The sequence below is a fragment of the Proteus columbae genome, assembly GCF_002777965.1.
Lineage (GTDB): Bacteria > Pseudomonadota > Gammaproteobacteria > Enterobacterales > Enterobacteriaceae > Proteus > Proteus columbae.
Genome location: NZ_NGVR01000009.1, coordinates 83,954 through 106,316, shown reverse-complemented (window position 1 = coordinate 106,316; position 22,363 = coordinate 83,954). Strand labels below are relative to the sequence as shown.

The window sequence follows — 22,363 nt, the reverse complement described above, 5'->3', positions numbered from 1 at the left end:
GAATATCCTTTTTTTTAAAAAACTGTGGCAAAAAAGTTATAAATTATCGATCTAATCACATTTTTGACGTATTCCATGTTCAAACTTGAAAATAAGAATAAAAAAGAACCGAAATGACACTTGATAAATAGTCTCTTTATTTTATTAAAAAGCCTATTTTAGTGAAAAAACTCTCAGTTCTCGTTTATTTCATCTTTTTAGTTTAACGAAATATAAAATTAACCATATCCGTTTGACCACTTAGATCAAGCACTGAAAGTTGGTATTTACCTCGTTTCTCTAATAAATAAGAGAACATTTCCCCATTTTCTGTTTTACCTATTTGCTCACCATTTAAAAACCACCATTGCATCCCACTGCCACCTTGTGTGGAAACTGTTATTTCGAGATTAGTTTCACCAGGTAATGGCCTTAATAAATCCCCCGCACGAATACCCGAGATAAATAAGGGAATAATATCTTCTTTAATTGGTGGGCAAGTTTCAGAAATTGGTGGCAGTCGTTTTGCTCTGCGCTCTTTTTCAGGCAACCATGCTTCTAATGCTATCGGCCATAAAGCAATATCTTTTAACTCTGCGTTAGGACAATTAGGCCCCGTGCGTTTACCTTCATTATCTAACCAAATTTTTTCGTTGATCCCCAAAATACCTTCTTGGCTATCATTCAATAAAGTTGGCGGAATGGTGTTATCTAAGATCCAGCTTCGACGACTGACTCTACAGTTACTATCTTCTTTAGGTAATGCCTTACCTGTCGGCCAACAGATTGTTGCAGCTGTTACACTATTAGGACGTAAATCCGTTGGTGGTCTTTGTTTATTTTGATAGAAATAGCCTGTTAATAAGTTATTGACCTGATTCATGATAGGGACAGCCGTCGCAAAACCAAATTGCCCAGCTACAGGAGTTCCATCAGGTCTGCCTACCCAAACACCAATGGTATAGCGTGCATTCACACCGATAGACCATGCATCCCGATAGCCATAACTTGTCCCTGTTTTCCAAGCCAAAGGAACAATGGGTGAAATTGCACTATCAGGGCGAGGTCTGGCTTCTCCAGCTAATATGCGCCTAACAATCCATGCCGCTCCTTGTGACATCAACACTCGGTTTTCTATTATTTGTTCCGGTTTAAAACGTAACGGTGCTGTTTTTCCTTGCCTCGCTAATGCACTAAAGGCGGAAACAAGCTCATCCATTCGTGTTGCTGTTCCTCCTAAGATCAGCGCTAAATTTGGCTCTGAGCCATAAGGAAAGCGCATTTCAAGATGGTTATGACGCAATTTTGCTGCGAATTTCTTTGCACCATACACTTCGATAAGTTGTACTGCTGGCAAATTTAAAGAGCGACTTAGTGCTTCACTGGCACTGACCGCACCATTAAAACCAGAATCAAAATTACCAGGACGATAATTATCAAATTGACGAGGAACATCTTGTAAGAGTGATTCTGCATGAATAAGCCCTTCATCTAATGCGAGTGCATAAATAAATGGCTTTAATGTTGAGCCCGGCGAGCGCCATGCACTAATCATATCAACATGACCAAAGCGAGAATTGTCATTAAAATCAGCAGAACCGACATACCCTTTCACACTCATATCCGTATGATCAACAACTAGGATGGCTAAGGATGTTTTATCCGCTAATTGATACTTCCATTGATTCGCAATATCTTCGAGTTGTCGTTGAATATTAATATCAATGGTTGTAGTAATAACAGGCTCTCGCTTTTCATTATACATACGACGAGCTAGCAATGGTGCTAATTGCGGTGTTTGCCTTGGTGCTAATAAAACCTGCTCTTCTTTGATTTCATCAACTTTTTCTTGTGGCCATATTAGATACTCTGCCAGCCTATCTAATACTTTATCTCTGGCAACTTGAGCGCGTTCAGGGTATCTATCTGGTCGTAAACGGCTTGGTGCTTGTGGCAATACCGCCATTAATGTCGCCTCACCCGCAGATAAATCAGCGGGAGATTTGCCTAAATAAGCCCAACTTGCTGCACCAATCCCTTCTAAAGTACCGCCAAAAGGAGCTCTATTGAGGTAGATCTCCAGAATTTCATCTTTTGAGTAATACCACTCTAATTGTAAAGTGCGCCAAAGTTGTTTGATTTTCCCCCCTAAAGTACGGGAGTGTGGATCAATAAGACGAGCCACTTGCATTGATAACGTACTTCCGCCTGACACTATTCTTCCTGAGCTTAAATTTTGCCATGCTGCACGTAATATCGCCATCGGGTTAACACCGGGATGTTGATAAAACCAGCGATCTTCATAAGCAATTAGAGCTTCTAAATATTCAGGAGAAACATCAGAGAGTTCAACATGATAACGCCATACCCCTTCTTTATCAGCAAAGCGCCAAAGAGGTGTACCATCTTGCGCTGTAACAATAGTCGCAATTTGAGGTTCAGGATCAGGGAGAGGCCAAATTTTATCTGCGATCCAGACTAAAATCGGCGTTGCTAGCAAAAAAATAATGATAACAGCAATAAGCCGTTTATATCCTAGTTTCATTCAATCACTCAAAGGAAAAAGCCCTTTCCGAAGAAAGGGCTACAAGATTTAAGGAACAACATCAATCTTGGTTTCTGTTGATCCTATTGCACGCCAATAAGGCACATACATAGATTCAACTTGTGGTGGTGGTACTTGATAATTACCCGGTGTTACAGCTCTTGCTAAATAGAGCAATGTCGTTGGGCGATATTTATCAACTGAGATAGCGGCAACAAAGCGATCATCTCGATACTCAAGATGTTTGATATTCGCTTGTCCCATATCGTCGATAAATTCCTGCAAGTCTGCGGCACTGTCACTTAAGCTTGCACTACTTGATGCTAAGTTTTGGTTTTCGATTTCAAGACCCGCTGGTAATAAATCAACAACTAATGCATCAGGTACGTCTCTATCAGCAGAAATTTCCAGTTTAACCACCAGCATTTCACCACTTTGTAGGCGATTAGGATGAACGCGGTTTCCTTTCAAATCATAATAACTACGATGGATATTTAATATATTACTATAAGGAGCAGGAGCGACTTTCGGATATCCCACGATATTCATACGAGAATAAATCGCGGCACCACCACGATTATTCAGCTCCAAGCCTTCTTGTAATTGTGCTGATGTTAATGTCTCATTGACTGCACGATCGCTACTGATTGCAGGAACTTGACGATTAACAGCAACTTCCCAAGGCTGTTCTGCCATATTAATAAAGAAGCGCCCAGCAAGGTATAACGAGTTACTTTCTTGGGTTGAGAACCATTCACGGCTTGTTAAGTTATCAGATAGTGTCATAACACTTGCATCACGAGATTGTGTTTCAAGGTTATTTTCACTTAACAATGCAATAATTAATGCTTGGTCACGAATGGTGCTGCCGTAGTCACCCAATCCATAATTATATTTACGCGTTGTTGTCACACCTTCAGCAATTAAGCTTTCAGCGCGGCTGCTATCACCCATCAGTTTTAATGCGATACCTAACTGAACTAAAGCTAAGCCACTTCCTGCTTGATTACGCTCAAGATAGAGACGACGTAATTCACCTAAAGGTGCTTTTTGCTGATTAGCTAATACTAACGCAGCATAAGCCCTTGCTGAGAAACGTGCTGCATCTTGATTAACCGCATATTCATAGTTAACTAAGCTTTTATCTTGTAAATAACGTAATAAACGATCATTCGCACGTTTTAATGAATCAGCTGGAACTGAATAGCCTTGTTGTGACGCACGGAATAAGAAGTCAGTTGCATAAGCGGTTAACCAATATTCTTCACGTCCACCCTGATCCCATAAAGAGAATCCGCCTTCTGATTTTTGCATCGTCAGCAGATGAGCAATACCTTTATCAATAGCTGCTTTTCTATCAGCATCAGTTTGCGTTTTAATTCCCAACTGTTTCAACTCTTTTTCAGTTGAATACAGTGAAGGATAAAGTCCACTAACTGTTTGTTCTAAGCAACCATAAGGATAAGCAAATAGCTCTCTAACATAACGCGCCACTTGTAACGGAGGACGGCTTGTCAGTAATAACTCACCTTCAAGCGTTGAGCTATTAAAGCGACTTAAAATTTCTGATGGTAAGCGCCAAGTGTCACCATCTTGCAATGTACTTGCATAATGAATAGTTTCTGCTGGGAATGCAGGGCGAACACCAATATTCCATGTATTGTGGTAAGGTTTAATCTCTTCACCCGGTACTTTAATACCATAAATAGACAGTGAGAATTCACCTTGACCAAAACCATGTTTCGCTTTTACTGGAATTTGAATTTGAGTGCGTTCGCCTTTTGTTAGCGAGACAGTTTTGCTTTCAGCGCCACCTAATCCCACCAAACCTGAAGCGGTATAATTTAAGGTAATAGATTGCGCATCATCGGTCAGATTAGTTAAATCTAACGATAAAAGTGCATTATCACCACCAGCCATAAAGCGAGGTAATGAAAGCTGAGTAACTAAAGGTGCAGCAATAACAACTTTACCTTCTTGGCTACCAAATTTATCCGCAGTCCAAGCTTGCGCCATTAAACGAACTTCACCATTAAACTCAGGAATAGGTAAAGAAACTTCACCCTCACCTTGCGCATTTAATTTTACAGGAGCCGTTTGTTGAGCAATGATTTGCACATCAGTTAATGGCTTTTTACCACCACGAGATAATGCGGCTGCCTCACCACCATCACCACCAAAGCGCAAGTTAGCTAAACGGCCTTGCCCCTCAATTAATTGTCCGTAAACATCATATTGGTCGATGCTGTAACGTTTACGACCAAAGAAAGCATCGTAAGGATCAGGGGTTTTATACTCTGTGATATTCAATACACCAGTATCAACCGCAGAAACCAATACATTAATATTTTCAGGTAATGGCTGACCAGCAACTGGATTCGCTTTAATACGAATTTTTAAATCTTGGTTAGGGCGAATTTTTTCAGGTGCATCAAGTGAAATATCAATCCGACGGTTTTTATCCTGTAATGGTAAATGTAAAATACCCACAGCACGTTTTACTGTCGCTTGTTTTGAAGTATCTCCCGGTCTTACAACAACAGAAGTCAGATAGAGATCATGTCTTGCCCACTCTTTATTAATAGGCACTTCAACATCAAGCCCTTTTTCTGGTACATCAATTTCCTGCCACCATAAAGGCCCATTACTTGATTCCAGTAATACATAACCTTTACCCGGATGAGGCGCAACAATGTTTAATTTGACTTTTTCGCCCGGTAAATAACCATCTTTATCCAGTTTCAATTTAACTTGGTCTGGTCTTACCGCGCCTGTTCCACCAGTATTATCCATCCAAGAATAACCCGCCCAGAAACGTAGGCTACTGACTAATTCTGTTTTAGGATCGACAACTTCAATACGATAAGAACCCCACTCAACAGGGAATGCCACTTTTGCAGTGCCATCTTCCGCAATCTTGATTGTTTGCTCATCCATTTGCAGATCTTTTTCGTTATAGCCAGATTCCCAACCATTCGAACTAGACCAACGCCAGTAATAATCGTGGCGTTCATAGATAAACTTCACTTTCAGATCATTAGCAGGTAGTTTTTTACCGTCTTGGTCTGTATAAACAATTTCAAATTCAGCCATTGAGTTTTCATCAACGCTATAACCTGATTTATACTTGTCTGTACGGTAATCGTAGACTTCTTTTTTAGGGAATACAGGACGAATACCAGCAAGATGAGTAGCTGGCCAAACTGCTTGTTGATAACGACGAGTAACAGGGCGTCCACCCGCTTCAAGTAAGCTTGCTTGTAAAATGATATTGATAGGTGATTTCAACTCAGCGTAGCGTTCACTATCAACACTTAACTCACCTTCACCATCAGAGTCTAAATTAAGTTCAAACTCATCCAGTAGACGGCTGAAGTTTTCATCTTTTACAGCACCAAATTCATATCCAGGTAATTTACTGACAGCTTCACGAGAGGCTTTTAAGAAAACTTGCCCTTGTAAGCGATTATCAGCAGCTGGTGCGCCATAAAGATAGCGCCCCTTAATGTCAAAATAAGCGTCATTACCACTTAATAAAATGCCTTTCTTACCGGTGATTTCTAATGCCATACGTTCTGGCATAAAATCTTCGACCTGAAACTCATAGAAACGAGGAGTACCATCGCCTACATCAAAACGTAAGGTACGTGTACCAGTATTTTCATCCGCAGGAATAACTAATTTTAATTGGTAAAGCCCATTTTCAGGTTGCCAAACAAAACTACGAGACACTTGCCCGTCTGTTTTAAGCAGATCGACTTTAACTGGTTGCTCTTTAATAGGATTACCATCACCGTCACGTAGCAATGCGTTAACGATCAATGTTTCACCGGGACGATAGAGATCACGCGGACCAAAAGCAAAAAATTGTTTGCTATAACCTTGCGGACCACCAATATCAAATTCTGAAAGATCAAGCGCAGGTTTACGCAAATCAATCATACTGGTTTGCCCATCACGAATAGCCATTAATAAACGTGCTTTATCACTTTTCTCAAGTGTCGCATGCCCTTGGCTATCTGTCTGCGCTTTAGAAATCAGTCCACCTTTTTCATCTAATAGGCGAATTTCTACTTTATCTAATGCAGAACCATTTTTCAGTGATTGGGCAAAGATATCTAACGTATCAAGATAGCTGTGCATCGACAGTCCGATATCACTAAATGTAAATACCGTTGCAGGCACTGTATAAGAGTATTTACCCGCCTGTTGCATAACCGCAATGTAGGCACCCTCTTTTTTCAGGGCATCTATTGATTTTAGCGGTAACAATACGTTTTCACGGGTATTTTTTTCTGTGTTTAATTCAAAGCGACCGGTATAGACCAGATCAGCTTGAGATAAAAACTCATCTGATTCCCAATAGTTAATATTGGAACGGCTTTCCCATTGCGTTAAAAATTGAGCTAATTGCTCATCTTTAACGCGGAAAAAGTTTACGTCAACTTGCCCCACATTTAACGCAATAATGGGTAGACCTTCAGCCGCTTCAAGTGGCAGTAACGATCCTTTACTGGTAAAGCCAACAGATGGGAAAATTTCTTCTGTCGTTAATTTCTGGCTAAAAGGTGTCGTTAATGTACGTTCATTAATACCTTTTATTTTTTCATCAATGGTTAAATTAAGTTCAGTTGATGGGGGTAAATGACGGAAACGCAGTTCCATTAAGTTATCCGATAACTCCCACGCACCTTCTAATTTCCCTTTTTTGGTATCAACAAGATGAATAACATCATCAAATTTTTGGTCAGGATCAAGTGGCACAGAGAAAGTCACAACCATTGTGCTCGCACCATCACGCTGTAATTCTGATGCATCTAATACGGTGACTTCTTTTCCGGCAAAACGCATAGCCAACTCATCACGGACTTCTTTGCTTTTTAATGCAGTTTCGTTATTCGTTTTTGTTGTAACTGCTGGCTTTTCACTTGTTTGAGTTGCTGCACCTGATGTGCCTTGAGCGGTATCTTTTTGCTCTGTCACTTGTGTATTTTGCGTCTTGTCAGCAGATGATGTGTTTTCATCCGCTTTATCATCACAGCCTGTAAGAGCCAATGCTGATGCCAATACAACAGCAAGAGAGCTCCAACGATAGCCTCTCTTTTCTGTATATTGTCTAAATTGGTTTTGGTTCATATCCATTTCCTTTAATTCAACCCCTGAATAATGCGATGTTTTATACAGGCAGAGATAATATATGTATTTCTTCATTCTAATAAGGTAAAAAATAACTCGATAAGCTATTTTTTACCGCGTAAGACGAAATAAAATACAACACAAAGTCGCCTTATTTTTACTTTAAAAACAAAGCCCATCTAAAACAAAGCGTTATATAAAAAGGCAAACGATTTGCTAATTTAGTCAATTTTCTATTATAAGATAAAAAAAAGCGATATCTGATGAGATATCGCCTAAATTTAGAGGGCTGAATTAGCTATCCAAATTAACTATCGGGATCCCTTTTCTTAAGAATCCCCCAAGTTTGCGTTGATAAAAAGGTGATACATGGTGGATCATAAAATGACTCACGCCTTTTTCATCTTTATTCACAAAGCAAAAATCAAGAGATTGCCCTTCTTCTAAATATTCAAAAGCCGATTCAGCTGCTTGAGGGAGTATCTGCGCAATGACATCTTCTTCACCCGTTATTTCTAAACCAATAAGATAAAATGACTCTTCATTATCTTGCTCCTGAGCATTAACAATAAAGGCACGGCGGATTGGTTTATGTTCACCAAAAAACTCGCTAAGTGCGGTTGTTAATTTTTCAGGTTGCGGCTCTAGAACGCTTAACTTTAAAGAAGAACCTTCAACAGAAACAATTTCTTGTGTCTCAAATTGTTCAGATACACCCATTACAAACTCCAAATCAAATAACGTTTATTATTTTGCTTTTGCTAATAACAGATTCGCGATAGAACGCACGCCATAACCCGTAGCACCTGCCGCCCATTGTTCTACAGAAGATTTTCTGTACGTTGCTGAACAGTCGATATGCACCCAACCTTTTTTGTAGTCGGTGACAAAATGCGATAAGAATGCAGCCGCAGTACTTGCGCCCGCAGTATGCGAAGGTGCCGCGATATTATTTAAATCAGCGAAGCTAGAAGGTAATTGACTACGATGGAAATCCGCTAATGGTAGACGCCAGAACAATTCATTTTCTTGTTCAGCGCTAGTCAGTAGCTCTGTAGCTAATTTATCATCAAAGCTCAATACAGAGTGGTAGTCATTACCTACTGCAACTTTAGCTGCGCCAGTTAATGTTGCTGCATCGATAATCAGCTCTGGTGCAATATTACTTGCATCAATTAAACCATCAGCTAAAACTAAACGGCCTTCAGCATCTGTATTCATGATTTCAACTGATTTGCCATTACGGTAACGAATAATATCACCTAATTTAAAAGCATTACCGCTGACCATGTTATCTGCGATACAGAGCAGTAGTTTTACGCGTTTATTTAAACCACGAGTAACCGCTAATGCTAAAGCACCTGCTAACGTTGCTGCACCACCCATATCGGCTTTCATTGAATTCATGGATGATGAAGGTTTAATGCTATAACCACCAGAGTCAAAAGTAATACCTTTGCCGACTAAACAAGCAAACACAGGGGCATTGCTATCTTTTGTTGGGTTGAAATCTAATGCTAAATAGACAGGATCACGAGAAGAGCCTCGTCCTACTGTATAGATACCCGCATAGTTTTGATCGCGCAGATCAACACCTTTGGTGATCTTATAGCTAATATCTTCTTTATCAAGACCACAGAACAGATCAACTGTGCGTTGTGCCAGTTGTTCAGGCCCTAATTCTTCAGCTGGTGTATTGATGGTATCTCTAACCCAATCAACGATGCGAATACGTGATTCTAGTTCGTGTTTATCTGCATCCTTTAATTGTGGCCATTCGATTGAACGAGCGCCTTTAGGTGCTCTAAAACCTAACCAGAAAGCCCAGCTACGTTCTAAATCCCAGCCTTCGCCAACAAGTGCAACATTACGAATACCTTGACCATCAACTTTACGTCCACCACGCTGAATAGCGCCTAAACGGTTTTCTTCCGTTAAGTGGATTGTCATGCCGGCTTCGCTAGTGCTAATTAGTGCTTTTTCACCCCAACATGCAGCAGCAGGTTCATTTGACAGCATGATAGGCATAATTTGTTTATTCATTTATTGTCTCACTTATTATTACTGGTGGCAGTTAACCTATTCAGACTACCAGATATTTACCGTTTAGCGTGATCAATTTACTGCAAAAACAAAGAGATCACCATTATCATCCAGTGATCTTACGTATTTACATGATATTCCTCGAAGAAGATCGCACAATAAAATATCCATACTTCCCTATTTATGGTTATTTTAAAATCGCTGATAAAGTAAAGAGTGAAAGGTCATAATGCAAAAAGACCAGCAATAAGCCAGTCTTTTAAATTTACAATGTCATCAATTATTCAAATTCATCAAGCCAAACAAGTAAAATAGCCTCAAGAATTTTTTCATTGGATTTCTGTGGATCATCATCAAAATCTTCTAAATCACAAATCCACTGATGCATATCAGTAAAGCGTACCGTTTTAGGATCAGTGCCAGGGTAAAGATCAAATAACGCTTCCCCTATTTCACGCGTGTCACTCCATTTCATGCTCGGCTCCTAAAATTAATGCTCTCTTGCGTGATTAATCGAATATTTAGGGATCTCAACAACTAAATCTTCGTCAGTCACTTTTGCTTGACAGCTTAAGCGGCTTTCTGGCTCTAAACCCCATGCTTTATCTAACATGTCGTCTTCAAGCTCAGAGCTCTCTTCTAGTGAATCAAAACCTTCACGCACTACACAGTGACAAGTTGTACATGCACAAGACATTTCACAAGCATGTTCAATCTCAATGCCGTTGCGTAATGCAACATCTAGAATAGACTCACCTTCTGTTGCGTCAACAACAGCACCTTCAGGGCACAGTGTGTTATGGGGTAAAAATACAATTTTAGGCATAGTTATATCTCATCCACAGAATGACCTGCCAACGCTTGTCGAATAGATGAATCCATACGACGCGCTGCAAAATCCTGAGTTTGCTTATCCAGTAGTTTAATCGCGTTTTCAATAGCAACAGGATCTGTTCCTTCAACGCTCTCTATTAAGGTATCTACAACTTTGTCGATAGCCATTTTCTCATCTTCATTTAACAGATGAGCATCTTCTTCTAATGCTGCAGTTAAACTTTCTAACACCCGAGCTGCTTCGACTTTTTGCTCGGCTAAACGACGAGCTTGTAAATCTTCTTGGGCATTTTCCATCGAAGATTGGATCATCTTAGCGATTTCAGTATCACTAAGACCATAAGAAGGCTTAACTTGTACAGAGGCTTCAACACCCGTTGATTTTTCCATCGCACTAACACTGAGTAAGCCATCAGCATCCACTTGGAATGTGACACGAATATGTGCGCCACCCGCAGCCATTGGTGGAATTCCACGTAATGTGAAACGTGCTAAAGAACGACAATCACTGACCATTTCACGTTCACCTTGAACAACGTGAACACTCATTGCCGTTTGACCATCTTTGAATGTGGTAAATTCTTGCGCTCTGGCAACAGGAATAGTGGTATTGCGTGGGATCACTTTTTCAACTAATCCTCCCATTGTTTCAAGGCCAAGAGAAAGTGGAATAACATCTAGCAATAGCATTTCGCTATCCGGTTTATTACCCACCAAAATATCAGCTTGGATTGAAGCACCAATGGCAACCACTTTATCTGGATCGATAGAGGTTAAAGGTTCACGTTTAAAATAATCACCAACCATTTGACGAACTAATGGTACTCGTGTTGAACCGCCAACCATAACCACTTCTAAAACTTCATCTATTTCAACATCCGCGTCTTTTAATGCACGGCGAACAGATAATAGTGTACGCTTCACTAATGATTGAATTAATGATTCAAACTCAGCACGCGTGATCTCACCTTTCCATCCATTAATGCTGATATCCACAACGTCGTTATCACTCAATGCAATTTTGGTTTCTGATGCAACATCGAGTAATTGACGTTGTAATACAGCATCTTTTTGATGCCCAAAACCAGCACGTTCTCTTATCCAGTCTGCCAGCATCATATCAAAATCATCGCCACCTAACGCGGTATCACCGCCAGTTGCTAAGACTTCAAAAACGCCTTTAGTTAAACGCAGAACAGAGATATCAAAAGTGCCACCACCTAAGTCATAAACAACAATGGTGCCTTCTTTTCCTGAATCTAGGCCGTAAGCAATAGCTGCCGCAGTTGGTTCGTTTAATAAACGTAAAACATGCAAACCAGCACGGCGAGCCGCTTCTTTTGTGCCTTGACGTTGAGCATCGTCAAAATAAGCTGGTACGGTAACAACAACACCATCAAGTTCTCCACCTAATGATTGGGTTGCACGTTCAGCCAATGTTTTTAAGATGTCAGAAGAGACTTGAATAGGATCAACAATACCTGCAGCCGTTTTGATCAACGGTAAACCATTGTCATTTTCATGAAAATGGTAAGGTAAATTAGGATAACGGCTTATCACATCACTCAGTGAGCGACCCACCATTCTTTTTATTGAGCTTATCGTGTTAGCAGGATCTTTTTCTGCTTCTTTTTTAGCATTCCAACCAACATTGATATCATCAACTTGATACTGCACAACAGATGGCAATAAATAGCGACCTTCGCTGTCAGAAAGCGCTTCGGCTTGCCCACTACGTACAGTGGCAACTAATGAGTGTGTCGTTCCTAAATCAATACCTGCTGCAAGTCGGCGTTGATGCGGCGCAGGTGTTTGACCCGGCTCACTAATTTGTAATAATGACATAACAGTTTCCCTTAAAAACCATCAAACAGACGTTCTTCGAGTTGCTCTACTTGCTCTTTTAATTTTGCGAGAAAACGCAATTTTCTCACATTATCTGCAGCAATATCCCAAGTTTGATTATCTAGCGTTTTGACCATTTCATCATGGCGTACTGTGTACATTTTTTCTAAACGTGCAGAAAAATCAGCTAACAAACTTTCGGCTTCAGCACTGTGTTCGATGTTATCCAGCTCTTCACGTAATGTGAGTTGCTCCATTAAAAAAGCAGTATCGTGCATCGTTTGTTGCTCATTAGCAATATCGATACCGTGCAATGAGAGCATGTATTCAGCTCTTGAGAGTGGATTTTTTAAGGTCTGATAAGCCTGATTGATGGTTGAAGCAAGTGAGATTGCTTGAGCCTGTTCTTTTTCAGACTGACCTGCAAAACGATCTGGATGATATTGACGCTGCATATCTTGATAACGTGTAGCAAGTTGTTGTTTATCAATATCAAAGCGATTAGGCATGCCTAATAGTGTGAAATAGTCCATACATCTACTCTTGGATTAATTAACGTTAATACTGTGTTTTAACACAAATCACACAGTGAAGCTCTCACCACAACCACATTCATTCGATACATTGGGGTTGTTAAATTTGAAGCCTTCGTTTAATCCTTCTTTGACGAAATCAAGCTCTGTTCCATCTAAATAGACCATGCTTTTACCATCAACGATAACTTTCACACCTTTGTCTTCAAAAACAGTATCTTCGTCATTGATAACATCAGCAAACTCAAGAATATAAGCCATTCCAGAACAACCTGATGTTCTTACGCCTAGACGTAAACCTTCACCTTTTCCGCGGTTAGAGAGGAAAGAGCGAACACGATTAGCGGCGGATTCTGTAAGGGAAATTGACATGGCACACCTCACTCATAAAGAACGAAAGCGGATACTGAAAAAAGTTTCAGCATCCGCCAATATTTTATTTTTTTATTATAAAAGACAATTACTTGCCTTGGCGTTTGCTTTTATAGTCTGCAATCGCTGCTTTTATTGCATCTTCTGCAAGAATTGAGCAGTGAATTTTCACTGGTGGTAATTCTAATTCTTCTGCAATTGCTGTGTTCTTAATAGATTCGGCTTCATCTAATGTTTTGCCTTTCATCCATTCTGTTACCAGTGAACTTGATGCAATCGCTGAACCACAACCATAAGTTTTAAAACGCGCATCTTCAATTACGCCATTATCATCAACTTTGATTTGCAGTTTCATAACGTCACCACAAGCTGGTGCGCCAACCATACCACTCCCTACTGTAGGGTCATTATTATCAAATGATCCCACATTACGAGGGTTTTCATAATGATCAATTACTTTATCGCTATAAGCCATGATTTAACTCCTGAAAACGTCTGATTAATGGTGAGACCATTCGATACTGTTGATATCAACACCTTGTTTATGCATATCCCAAAGTGGAGAAAGATCACGTAAGCGACCAATTGCACTGTGGATTTGTTCAATTGCATAATCTATCTCTTCTTCTGTGGTAAAACGACCCAGCGAGAAGCGAATAGAACTGTGTGCAAGTTCATCAGTTAAACCTAAAGCACGCAGTACATAAGAAGGTTCTAAACTTGCTGAAGTACAGGCAGAGCCTGAAGATACAGCAAGATCTTTCAGTGCCATCATTAATGATTCGCCTTCAACATAGTTAAAGCTCACATTAAGAATATTTGGCGCAGTATGTTCTAAAGAACCGTTGATATAAACTTCTTCGATATCTTTAATGCCATTCCATAAACGTAAACGTAATTCGTTTAAGCGTTTAGTTTCATCAGCCATTTCTTCTTTCAAAATACGGTAAGCTTCGCCCATACCTACTATTTGGTGAACGGCTAATGTACCTGAACGCATACCACGCTCGTGTCCGCCACCATGCATTTGTGCTTCTAAACGAATGCGTGGTTTACGACGAACATAAAGCGCACCAATACCCATAGGGCCGTAAACTTTATGCGCAGAAAGAGAAAGTAAATCAACTTTTAACTTAGAGAGATCAATCGGTAATTTACCCACGCTTTGTGTTGCATCTACGTGGTAAACAATACCTTTGCTACGGCATAATTCACCGATAGCAGCAATATCTTGAACAACACCAATTTCGTTATTTACATGCATGATAGAAACTAAAATAGTATCTTCACGCATCGCTTCTTCAAGCTCTTTCAGGTCAATCAGACCATCACTTTTTGGTGCTAAATAAGTAACTTCAAAACCTTCACGCTCAAGTTGACGACAAGTGTCTAAAATGGCTTTATGTTCGGTTTTTGAAGTGATGATGTGCTTACCTTTTTTCTGGTAAAAGTTAGCAACACCTTTTAGTGCGAGGTTATCAGCTTCAGTTGCGCCTGATGTGAATACAATTTCACGAGGATCTGCACCGATTAAATCAGCAATCTGATTACGTGCAATATCAATAGCTTCTTCTGCTTGCCAACCAAAACGGTGTGAACGAGAGGCTGGGTTACCAAAAATGCCATCAATAGTCAGGCATTGCATCATTTTTTCAGCAACTCGTGGATCAACAGGAGTGGTTGCTGAATAATCTAGATAAATGGGTAATTTCATTGCTCACTAACTCCAAAGACGACGGATCTTCTTTAATAATTTTGTTTTTGCCTACCTAGAGATCGCCGTTAAACTCGCATATTGACAATGGTTTCTTGTAAACGACCATTGATAGCATGGCGTTTTTCATTGTCTTGACGATCGGCGACATCCATAACCTCTTCGTTATTTACTAACTCTTCAAGGCTGATACTGCTTAGGAAACTGGTTATACGATCACTTAAATCACGCCACAAAGTATGAGTCAGGCAACGATCGCCACCTTGACAACCTTCTTTGTTACCCTGACAACGGGTAGCATCGACAGATTCATCAACCGCAGAAATAACTTGAGCAACAAAAATTTGCCCTGCATCACGACCTAATAAATAGCCGCCACCAGGACCACGAACACTTGCGACTAATTCATTTTTGCGCAAACGTGAGAAAAGCTGCTCAAGATAAGAAAGGGAAATCCCTTGACGCTCTGAAATATCGGCGAGGGGGACAGGACCTTGCTGTGAATGCAATGCAACATCAAGCATTGCAGTAACTGCGTAACGCCCTTTTGATGTCAGTCTCATAACAAATACTCCGTGGTGAACAATAATCAAATTGTGTCATTCCCGAGTAATTTAGTCAACTATTTATCCGAGTGTTTTAGTCAAGTATTATACTCAGCCAAAAGTTGACTTAAGTTAATCAACTTTGCCCTCTATTTCTTAGCCCATTTCTCAACTGATGTCAGGATACCACGTAAGATATGAAGCTCTTGTGTTTCTGGGCGCGCACGCGTAAATAGACGGCGTAAACGGCTCATCACTTGTCCCGGATGTTTAGGACGAATAAAGCCAGATTCATTAAGCACCTGTTCTAAATGAACGTAAAAACGTTCTATATCATCTGCGGGTGGATAATCAATCTCTGGTGGGCTATTTTCCTCTTGTTTTTCTTCTTGAGCAAGTGCTGCCATACGAATTTCATAACTAACAAGCTGAACAGCCATCGCTAAATTTAAAGAACCATATTCTGGATTAGTCGGAACATACAGATGAAAATCACATTTTTGTAATTCTTCATTGGTTAAACCTGTACGCTCACGCCCAAAAATAACAGCCACAGGTTTATGTGCCGCTTCTTTCACACAACGTTCGCCACACTCACGAGGAGCCAGCATTGGCCAAGAAAGTGTGCGACTACGTGCGCTTGTCCCAATAACTAAACCACAACCTTCAATCGCTTCATCGATACTATTAACAATATGTGCATTGCCAATAACATCACTTGCACCTGCTGATAGGGCAATAGAATGTGAATCTGGTTTTTCTTTTGGATTAACAAAATAAAGATTGGTTAATCCCATGGTTTTCATAGCTCGAGCTGTAGAGCCCATATTGCCTGTATGCGAGGTTTCTACAAGGATGATGCGAATATTTTCTAACATTGATTTCTTGTTAATTGCTTTGTGATCCATCTATTTTATCACAATTGTAGCCAGAAACACGAATGCCTGTTATACTCTGGCACGTTTTTTATCCCCGTTCTTTAACATCTTGTGGAAGATAACCATGCATCCGATGCTGAATATTGCCATACGTGCCGCACGTAAGGCTGGTAATTTAATCGCCAAAAATTACGAAAATCCTGAATCTGTAGAGACTAATCAGAAAGGTACCAATGATTTTGTCACTAATGTTGACCGTGACGCAGAACAAGCAATCATTGAAATCATCCGTAAATCTTATCCAAAACACACCATTATTACGGAAGAAAGTGGCGAGTTACTCGGTGAAGATCACGACATACAATGGGTTATTGATCCACTTGATGGCACTACTAACTTCATTAAACGTTTTCCACACTTCTCTGTTTCTATTGCTGTACGCATTAAAGGCCGTACTGAAGTGGCTGTTGTTTACGATCCTATGCGTAACGAATTATTCTCAGCTGTTCGTGGTCAAGGCGCGCAATTAAATGGTTATCGTCTGCGTGGCTCTAACGCTCGCGATTTAGACGGTGCTGTTCTTGCGACCGGTTTTCCATTCAAAAGCAAACAACATTCAGCCGCTTACATGAACATGTTAGGCAAACTGTTTGTACCTTGTGCTGATTTCCGCCGCACTGGTTCAGCAGCATTAGATTTAGCTTATGTTGCCGCTGGTCGTGTTGATGGTTTCTTTGAAATTGGTTTAAAACCTTGGGATTTCTTAGGTGGCGAATTAATCGCTCGTGAAGCAGGTGCTATTGTTTCTGACTTTACAGGTAACCATGGCTACCTACAAACAGGTAATATTGTTGCTGGTAACCCTCGTGTTGTTAGAGCATTACTCGCTGAAATTCGTAGCGAATTAACAGATGCATTAAAACGTTAATTCCGTAGATACGAATAAAAATATAAAAGAAAAAGACCATAATATTATGGTCTTTTTTATTGCACTTTTTAATGCAGAACAAACTAACTATTTTGAGGTTTAACTTGAGGTCTTATAAACATCGCAGGAATAGTTAACGCCGCCATTAACCAGAAAATTAATGATTCTTGATTTGGCAGTTTCTCATATAGCCAGCCTGAAACTATCGTCATAATCGCAATACTTCCTCCCATTGCTAAAGCAGAATAAACGGCTTGCAAGCGAATAATTTCATGCTCTTGACGTGCACTAATAAAGCGCATAGCGGCTAAATGGCACACTGTAAACGTACCACTATGTAAGATTTGAACAACAATAAGCGCGGGTAATGCGGTAAAACTCCCCATCAACCCCCAACGTAAAAGCCCTGCAAAAGCAGAAAGTAAGAGTAGATTTCTTGCGCTCCAACGACGGAATAAACGATGGCTCAGCATAAAAACAACCACTTCTGAAACCACACCTAATGACCAAAGGTAGCCGATTGTTGCGGTGTCATACCCTGCTTTTTCCCAATAAAGTGCGCTAAAACCATAATAAGCTGCGTGTGCACCTTGCAGTAAAGAGACACATAACAGAAAACGCCAAACTGGCCCATCTGAAATGAGTTTCATAAAGGATACATTACTGTGTTCTGCTTTTTTCACTTTACCCTGTGGCATGACTTTAGGGCGAAGCATAGATGTTAGGAATAGTGCAAAAGTACTGGCAATCAATCCATAAAGAATAATGGGATGCCCAAAAGCATCAATTAAAACACCCAGCAATGATGAACTAATAATAAAAGCGATTGAACCCCAAACGCGGATTTTTCCATAATCAAAAGGAAACTGTTTTTGCCACGTTCCTGCTAGAGAATCCCCTAAAGGCACCATAGGTGAAAAGAAAACGTTAAACCCTGTCATCACAAAGAATAACCATGCCCAATGGCTACCCATAATAAATGCAACAGTAAAAAGTAATGAGAGAAAAGCAAATAATCTCAATGCAGTGATAAGTTTTGACGGATCCTTTACCGCAGGCGTTAAAATTAGGCTACCAACAAAACGTGCGGTTAAACCTACACCTAATAACAGACCTATCATTGCCGGATCGACACCCTCTCCTTTTAGCCATATAGACCAAAAAGGTAAAAAGATGCCGTATGAAAAGAAATAGGTAAAATAATCTAAGGCAAGCCACAATGTTGATGGAATAACCATCTAATCCCCCATTTTTAAGATGCAAAAAAACCCGCCAAGAACAAGTTCTCGAAGCGGGCTTGTACAACGGGTTTTATTATATCGTTACAAACTTATGCGTAAACTGGAAATTTAGCGCAGATATCCAAGACTTTTTGTTTCACTTTCTCAATGTTCGCTTCATCATTGATATTATCAAGGACATCACACATCCAACCGGCTAATTCACGAGCTTCCGCCTCTTTAAAACCACGACGCGTAATCGCAGGAGAACCGATACGAACACCAGAAGTTACAAATGGGCTACGTGGATCATTTGGTACGCTGTTTTTGTTAACAGTGATATTTGCACGACCCAGTGCTGCATCTGCATCTTTACCTGTAATATCTTTATCAACTAAATCTAATAAAAACAGGTGGTTTTCAGTTCCGCCAGACACTACTTTATAACCGCGATCTAAGAAAACTTCTACCATTGCTTTCGAGTTTTTAGCAACTTGTTGCTGATAAACTTTAAATTCTGGTTCCATAGCTTCTTTTAATGCAACCGCTTTACCTGCAATAACATGCATTAAAGGGCCACCTTGAGAGCCTGGGAATACAGCAGAGTTCAGCTTTTTATAAAACTCTTCATCGCCACCTTTAGCAAGAATAAGACCACCGCGTGGGCCTGCTAAGGTTTTGTGGGTGGTTGTTGTAACAACATGAGCATGAGGAACTGGGTTAGGATAAACACCTGCTGCAACCATACCTGCTACGTGTGCCATATCAACAAATAAGAATGCACCAATGCTGTCTGCAATTTCACGCATTTTAGCCCAATCAACCAGACCAGAATAAGCGGAGAATCCACCGATGATCATTTTTGGTTGATGTTTTTTGGCCTGAATAGCGATATCTTCGTAATCAATTTTACCTGATTCATCAATACCATAAGGTACGATGTTATACAGTTTACCAGAAAAGTTAACTGGTGAACCATGAGTTAAGTGACCGCCTTGCGCTAGGTTCATACCTAAAACAGTATCACCTGGTTTTAATAATGCCATATAGACAGCGGCATTCGCTTGAGAGCCTGAGTGAGGCTGTACGTTAGCGTAATCTGCACCAAATAATGCTTTTGCACGATCGATAGCCAGTTGCTCTACAACATCCACATACTCACAACCACCGTAGTAACGTTTACCCGGATAGCCTTCAGCATATTTATTTGTCAGCTGAGATCCCTGCGCCTGCATAACACGAGGGCTGGTATAGTTTTCAGAAGCAATAAGTTCGATGTGCTCTTCTTGACGAGTCACTTCACCTTCCATTGCATTCCATAATTCTGGATCGTAATCAGCAATATTCATTTCACGTTTTAACATTCACATCTCCTGACTCAGCTAACTTCACTAAAGACAAACTCCCATGCGGGAGAAAGAATGGCATACAGTGTAAACTCTTTTTCTTCATTGAGATAGCCCCTAATAAAAAAATACGCAATCGTTTGCCAACCAACTATAACAGCACATTATTACTTTTTAACAACCTCATTTTATCCTGTGCTTATTCCTCTTTTTGAGGTGCATCTCGCTTTATTTTGCAAACACCCCGCATCATTCTCTAAGAATTGAGATTTTTTGTTAAAAAATAAAAACGGAGATTTACAAAATACTCAAAAAGAGATAAGTTGCATATAAAATGCAATTTATAAAAATTCACAATAAACTGAAAATTTTTCAGGAGCAATTATGTTAGATGCACAAACTATCGCGACAATTAAATCAACAATTCCTCTCATTGCTAAAACAGGCCCTGCATTAACCGCCCATTTTTATGATCGAATGTTTTCTCGCCATCCAGAGTTAAAAGATATTTTCACCATGAGCCATCAAAGCAGTGGTGCACAACGTGAAGCCTTATTTAATGCGATATGCGCTTATGCAACGAATATTGAAAACTTAGCCACCATTTTGCCTGCCGTTGAAAAAATCGCACAAAAACACGTCAGTTTAAATATTCTTCCTGAACACTATCCCATCGTCGGTGAAAATTTATTAGCAACAATTGATGAGATGTTTAGTCCTGGGCAAGAAGTGTTAGATGCTTGGGGGGCGGCTTATCAAATATTGGCTGATGTCTTTATCAATCGCGAAGAGCAAATTTATCAACAAAAAGAACAAACAAACGGAGGTTGGAGAGGATTACGAAACTTTAAAGTTAAACATAAAATAAAACAAAGTGATGTAATTACCAGTTTTGAATTAGAGCCTGAAGATGGACTTGCTGTTACTCCTTATCAAGCAGGACAATATTTAAGTATTTATATCCGTGATGAACATCTTGAAAACCAAGAAATACGTCAATATTCATTAACTCAATCTTCAAATAATAAAACCTATCGCATCGCAGTAAAACGCGAAGATAAAGGTATTTTATCGAATTTTCTTCATGACCATATTCAAGAAGGTGATACTTTACAAGTTGCCGCACCAGGGGGCGATTTCTATTTAGATGTGTCACCAACAACACCAGTAACCTTAATTTCAGCAGGTGTGGGTTTTACACCAATGCTGTCTATGTTACACACGCTTTCAACTCATCAAGCTAATATTAATTGGTTACATGCGGCTGAACATGGTGGTGTCCATGCTTTTAAAGATGAAGTTAATCAAGCTGGCAATCAACTTTCACATTATCAACAAGCGATATGGTATCGCACGCCACGTACTGAAGACGTACAAAATAAAGATTATCAATTCGAAGGCTTAATGACATTAAAACAAGTTGAAGATTGGCTAACTATTCCTGATATGCATTTCTATTTTTGTGGCCCATTACCTTTTATGCAATCTGTTGCTAAGCAACTTATTGAATTAGGTATTAATAGTGAAAAACTTCATTATGAATGCTTTGGTCCTCATGCTGTTATTACACAAGATTTACAGTAAAAATACTTTCATTAACGTCCAAATGTAGATTGAATAAAAAAGCGCTGATAGAGTTATATTTATCAGCGCTTTTATTGGTTATTTCACTGCCTTTTTATGATCGATATTTATTTTCAATCGTGGCAGGAATAACATGATCTTTAGCAGAAAAACCGTACCAAATAACACTAATTAAACAGAGCGTATAACCAAATAATTCACAGCCCTCTTCCACCATGTTTTTAACAGCGCGGTTATAATCCTCACCTAATAATTTATGCCAAAGTATTCCCATGCCAAATAAACGAGAGAACAGTAAAACACATAATAAACCAGCAACTAACATTCCATGGCTTGGATGAGTAATAAAGTGAATTAAACCTTTTAACGTTTTCTTTCCTTCTCTAATGGCAATAGCAATACAAATAAACGTTACCGTTAGAGCAAACCAAACCCAAGATCCGTGTGCAATCTGATCAAATACACCGTCTAACTCGCGAATTAAAATACACAAGAAAAAGCCCAAAATAAGCGTGAACGCGCCCTGTTGTTCACTTCTTTGGCAAGCTTTAACAAAAAAGAATAAACAAATAATGGCAACAATAATTTCTTGACCTAATTCAGTTATCGACGTTTCAGAAATACCATTATCAAGAACCAAAATATCAAGAAAAATAAATCCCGTAGTGATAGCGATTAACACTGCTGCACATAAAAATAAAGCGAGACGCTTTAATAAATAATTAAACACTATTTTGCCCATACCTTAATGATTTTTTAATATTGATGATAATAACTTTCCTTAAAAGTTATTGAATAACATTTTGTGCCTTAAAGTTCATAAAAAATAGTAAAATAAATTGCTCAGCATCATCAATAGAC

General features: G+C 39.6%; 18 protein-coding genes. 2 read left to right on the top strand and 16 right to left on the bottom strand.

The features are described from left to right. Nucleotides 1–202: 202 nt before the first annotated feature. The 13 genes from pbpC to trmJ form a co-directional block, all read right to left on the bottom strand. Nucleotides 203–2,524 (bottom strand): peptidoglycan glycosyltransferase PbpC, encoded by a 2,322-nt coding sequence (pbpC, locus tag CBE70_RS04550; protein ID WP_100158407.1) that lies wholly within the window; start codon nucleotides 2,522–2,524, stop codon nucleotides 203–205. Nucleotides 2,525–2,572: 48 nt separating this feature from the next. Then, a complete protein-coding gene (locus CBE70_RS04545; RefSeq protein ID WP_456300071.1) occupies nucleotides 2,573–7,660 on the bottom strand; it encodes an alpha-2-macroglobulin family protein in 5,088 nt (1,695 codons plus the stop codon). Nucleotides 7,661–7,954: 294 nt separating this feature from the next. Then, entirely contained in the window at nucleotides 7,955–8,380 is a 426-nt protein-coding gene (locus CBE70_RS04540; protein ID WP_100158405.1) for an enhanced serine sensitivity protein SseB C-terminal domain-containing protein, read from the bottom strand. A gap of 27 nt (nucleotides 8,381–8,407) precedes the next feature. After that, nucleotides 8,408–9,703, bottom strand: coding sequence for an aminopeptidase PepB (pepB, locus tag CBE70_RS04535; protein ID WP_100158404.1), 1,296 nt, complete (start codon nucleotides 9,701–9,703; stop codon nucleotides 8,408–8,410). Nucleotides 9,704–9,983: 280 nt separating this feature from the next. After that, nucleotides 9,984–10,178, bottom strand: a complete 195-nt coding sequence (iscX, locus tag CBE70_RS04530) for a Fe-S cluster assembly protein IscX (RefSeq protein WP_100158403.1) — start codon at nucleotides 10,176–10,178, stop codon at nucleotides 9,984–9,986. A 15-nt stretch (nucleotides 10,179–10,193) separates the two neighbouring features. Continuing rightward, the gene (gene fdx, locus CBE70_RS04525) at nucleotides 10,194–10,529 is read right to left on the bottom strand and encodes an ISC system 2Fe-2S type ferredoxin (protein ID WP_100158402.1); all 336 of its coding nucleotides are present in this window, start codon (nucleotides 10,527–10,529) and stop codon (nucleotides 10,194–10,196) included. A 2-nt stretch (nucleotides 10,530–10,531) separates the two neighbouring features. Continuing rightward, nucleotides 10,532–12,382 (bottom strand): Fe-S protein assembly chaperone HscA, encoded by a 1,851-nt coding sequence (hscA, locus tag CBE70_RS04520; RefSeq protein WP_100158401.1) that lies wholly within the window; start codon nucleotides 12,380–12,382, stop codon nucleotides 10,532–10,534. 11 nt (nucleotides 12,383–12,393) lie between these two features. Continuing rightward, a complete protein-coding gene (gene hscB / locus CBE70_RS04515) occupies nucleotides 12,394–12,915 on the bottom strand; it encodes a co-chaperone HscB (protein ID WP_100158400.1) in 522 nt (173 codons plus the stop codon). Nucleotides 12,916–12,963: 48 nt separating this feature from the next. Continuing rightward, on the bottom strand, nucleotides 12,964–13,287 hold the full coding sequence (gene iscA, locus CBE70_RS04510; protein ID WP_100158399.1) for an iron-sulfur cluster assembly protein IscA: 324 nt from the start codon (nucleotides 13,285–13,287) through the stop codon (nucleotides 12,964–12,966). A gap of 88 nt (nucleotides 13,288–13,375) precedes the next feature. Continuing rightward, on the bottom strand, nucleotides 13,376–13,762 hold the full coding sequence (gene iscU / locus CBE70_RS04505) for a Fe-S cluster assembly scaffold IscU (RefSeq protein ID WP_023581622.1): 387 nt from the start codon (nucleotides 13,760–13,762) through the stop codon (nucleotides 13,376–13,378). A 24-nt stretch (nucleotides 13,763–13,786) separates the two neighbouring features. Continuing rightward, nucleotides 13,787–15,001, bottom strand: coding sequence for an IscS subfamily cysteine desulfurase (locus CBE70_RS04500; protein ID WP_100158398.1), 1,215 nt, complete (start codon nucleotides 14,999–15,001; stop codon nucleotides 13,787–13,789). 68 nt (nucleotides 15,002–15,069) lie between these two features. Beyond that, nucleotides 15,070–15,564, bottom strand: a complete 495-nt coding sequence (gene iscR, locus CBE70_RS04495; protein ID WP_006533450.1) for a Fe-S cluster assembly transcriptional regulator IscR — start codon at nucleotides 15,562–15,564, stop codon at nucleotides 15,070–15,072. 131 nt (nucleotides 15,565–15,695) lie between these two features. Further along, entirely contained in the window at nucleotides 15,696–16,424 is a 729-nt protein-coding gene (gene trmJ / locus CBE70_RS04490) for a tRNA (cytosine(32)/uridine(32)-2'-O)-methyltransferase TrmJ (RefSeq protein ID WP_100158397.1), read from the bottom strand. Nucleotides 16,425–16,548: 124 nt separating this feature from the next. Between trmJ and suhB the strand changes: the two genes are divergently transcribed. Continuing rightward, complete coding sequence (suhB, locus tag CBE70_RS04485; protein ID WP_100158396.1) at nucleotides 16,549–17,352, top strand: inositol-1-monophosphatase; 804 nt, start codon at nucleotides 16,549–16,551, stop codon at nucleotides 17,350–17,352. A gap of 83 nt (nucleotides 17,353–17,435) precedes the next feature. Here suhB and CBE70_RS04480 read toward each other — a convergent pair whose 3' ends face one another. After that, nucleotides 17,436–18,590: a 3-phenylpropionate MFS transporter gene (locus tag CBE70_RS04480; RefSeq protein ID WP_100158395.1), complete on the bottom strand. Its 1,155-nt coding sequence runs from the start codon at nucleotides 18,588–18,590 to the stop codon at nucleotides 17,436–17,438. A 92-nt stretch (nucleotides 18,591–18,682) separates the two neighbouring features. Next, the gene (gene glyA / locus CBE70_RS04475; protein ID WP_088495048.1) at nucleotides 18,683–19,936 is read right to left on the bottom strand and encodes a serine hydroxymethyltransferase; all 1,254 of its coding nucleotides are present in this window, start codon (nucleotides 19,934–19,936) and stop codon (nucleotides 18,683–18,685) included. Nucleotides 19,937–20,302: 366 nt separating this feature from the next. On the opposite strand from glyA, the gene hmpA reads away from it, so the two are divergent. After that, the gene (gene hmpA, locus CBE70_RS04470) at nucleotides 20,303–21,502 is read left to right on the top strand and encodes an NO-inducible flavohemoprotein (RefSeq protein ID WP_100158394.1); all 1,200 of its coding nucleotides are present in this window, start codon (nucleotides 20,303–20,305) and stop codon (nucleotides 21,500–21,502) included. 94 nt (nucleotides 21,503–21,596) lie between these two features. Here the strand turns inward: hmpA and CBE70_RS04465 are convergent, their stop codons facing one another. Continuing rightward, nucleotides 21,597–22,244, bottom strand: coding sequence for a hypothetical protein (locus tag CBE70_RS04465; RefSeq protein ID WP_100158393.1), 648 nt, complete (start codon nucleotides 22,242–22,244; stop codon nucleotides 21,597–21,599). Nucleotides 22,245–22,363 lie beyond the last annotated feature (119 nt).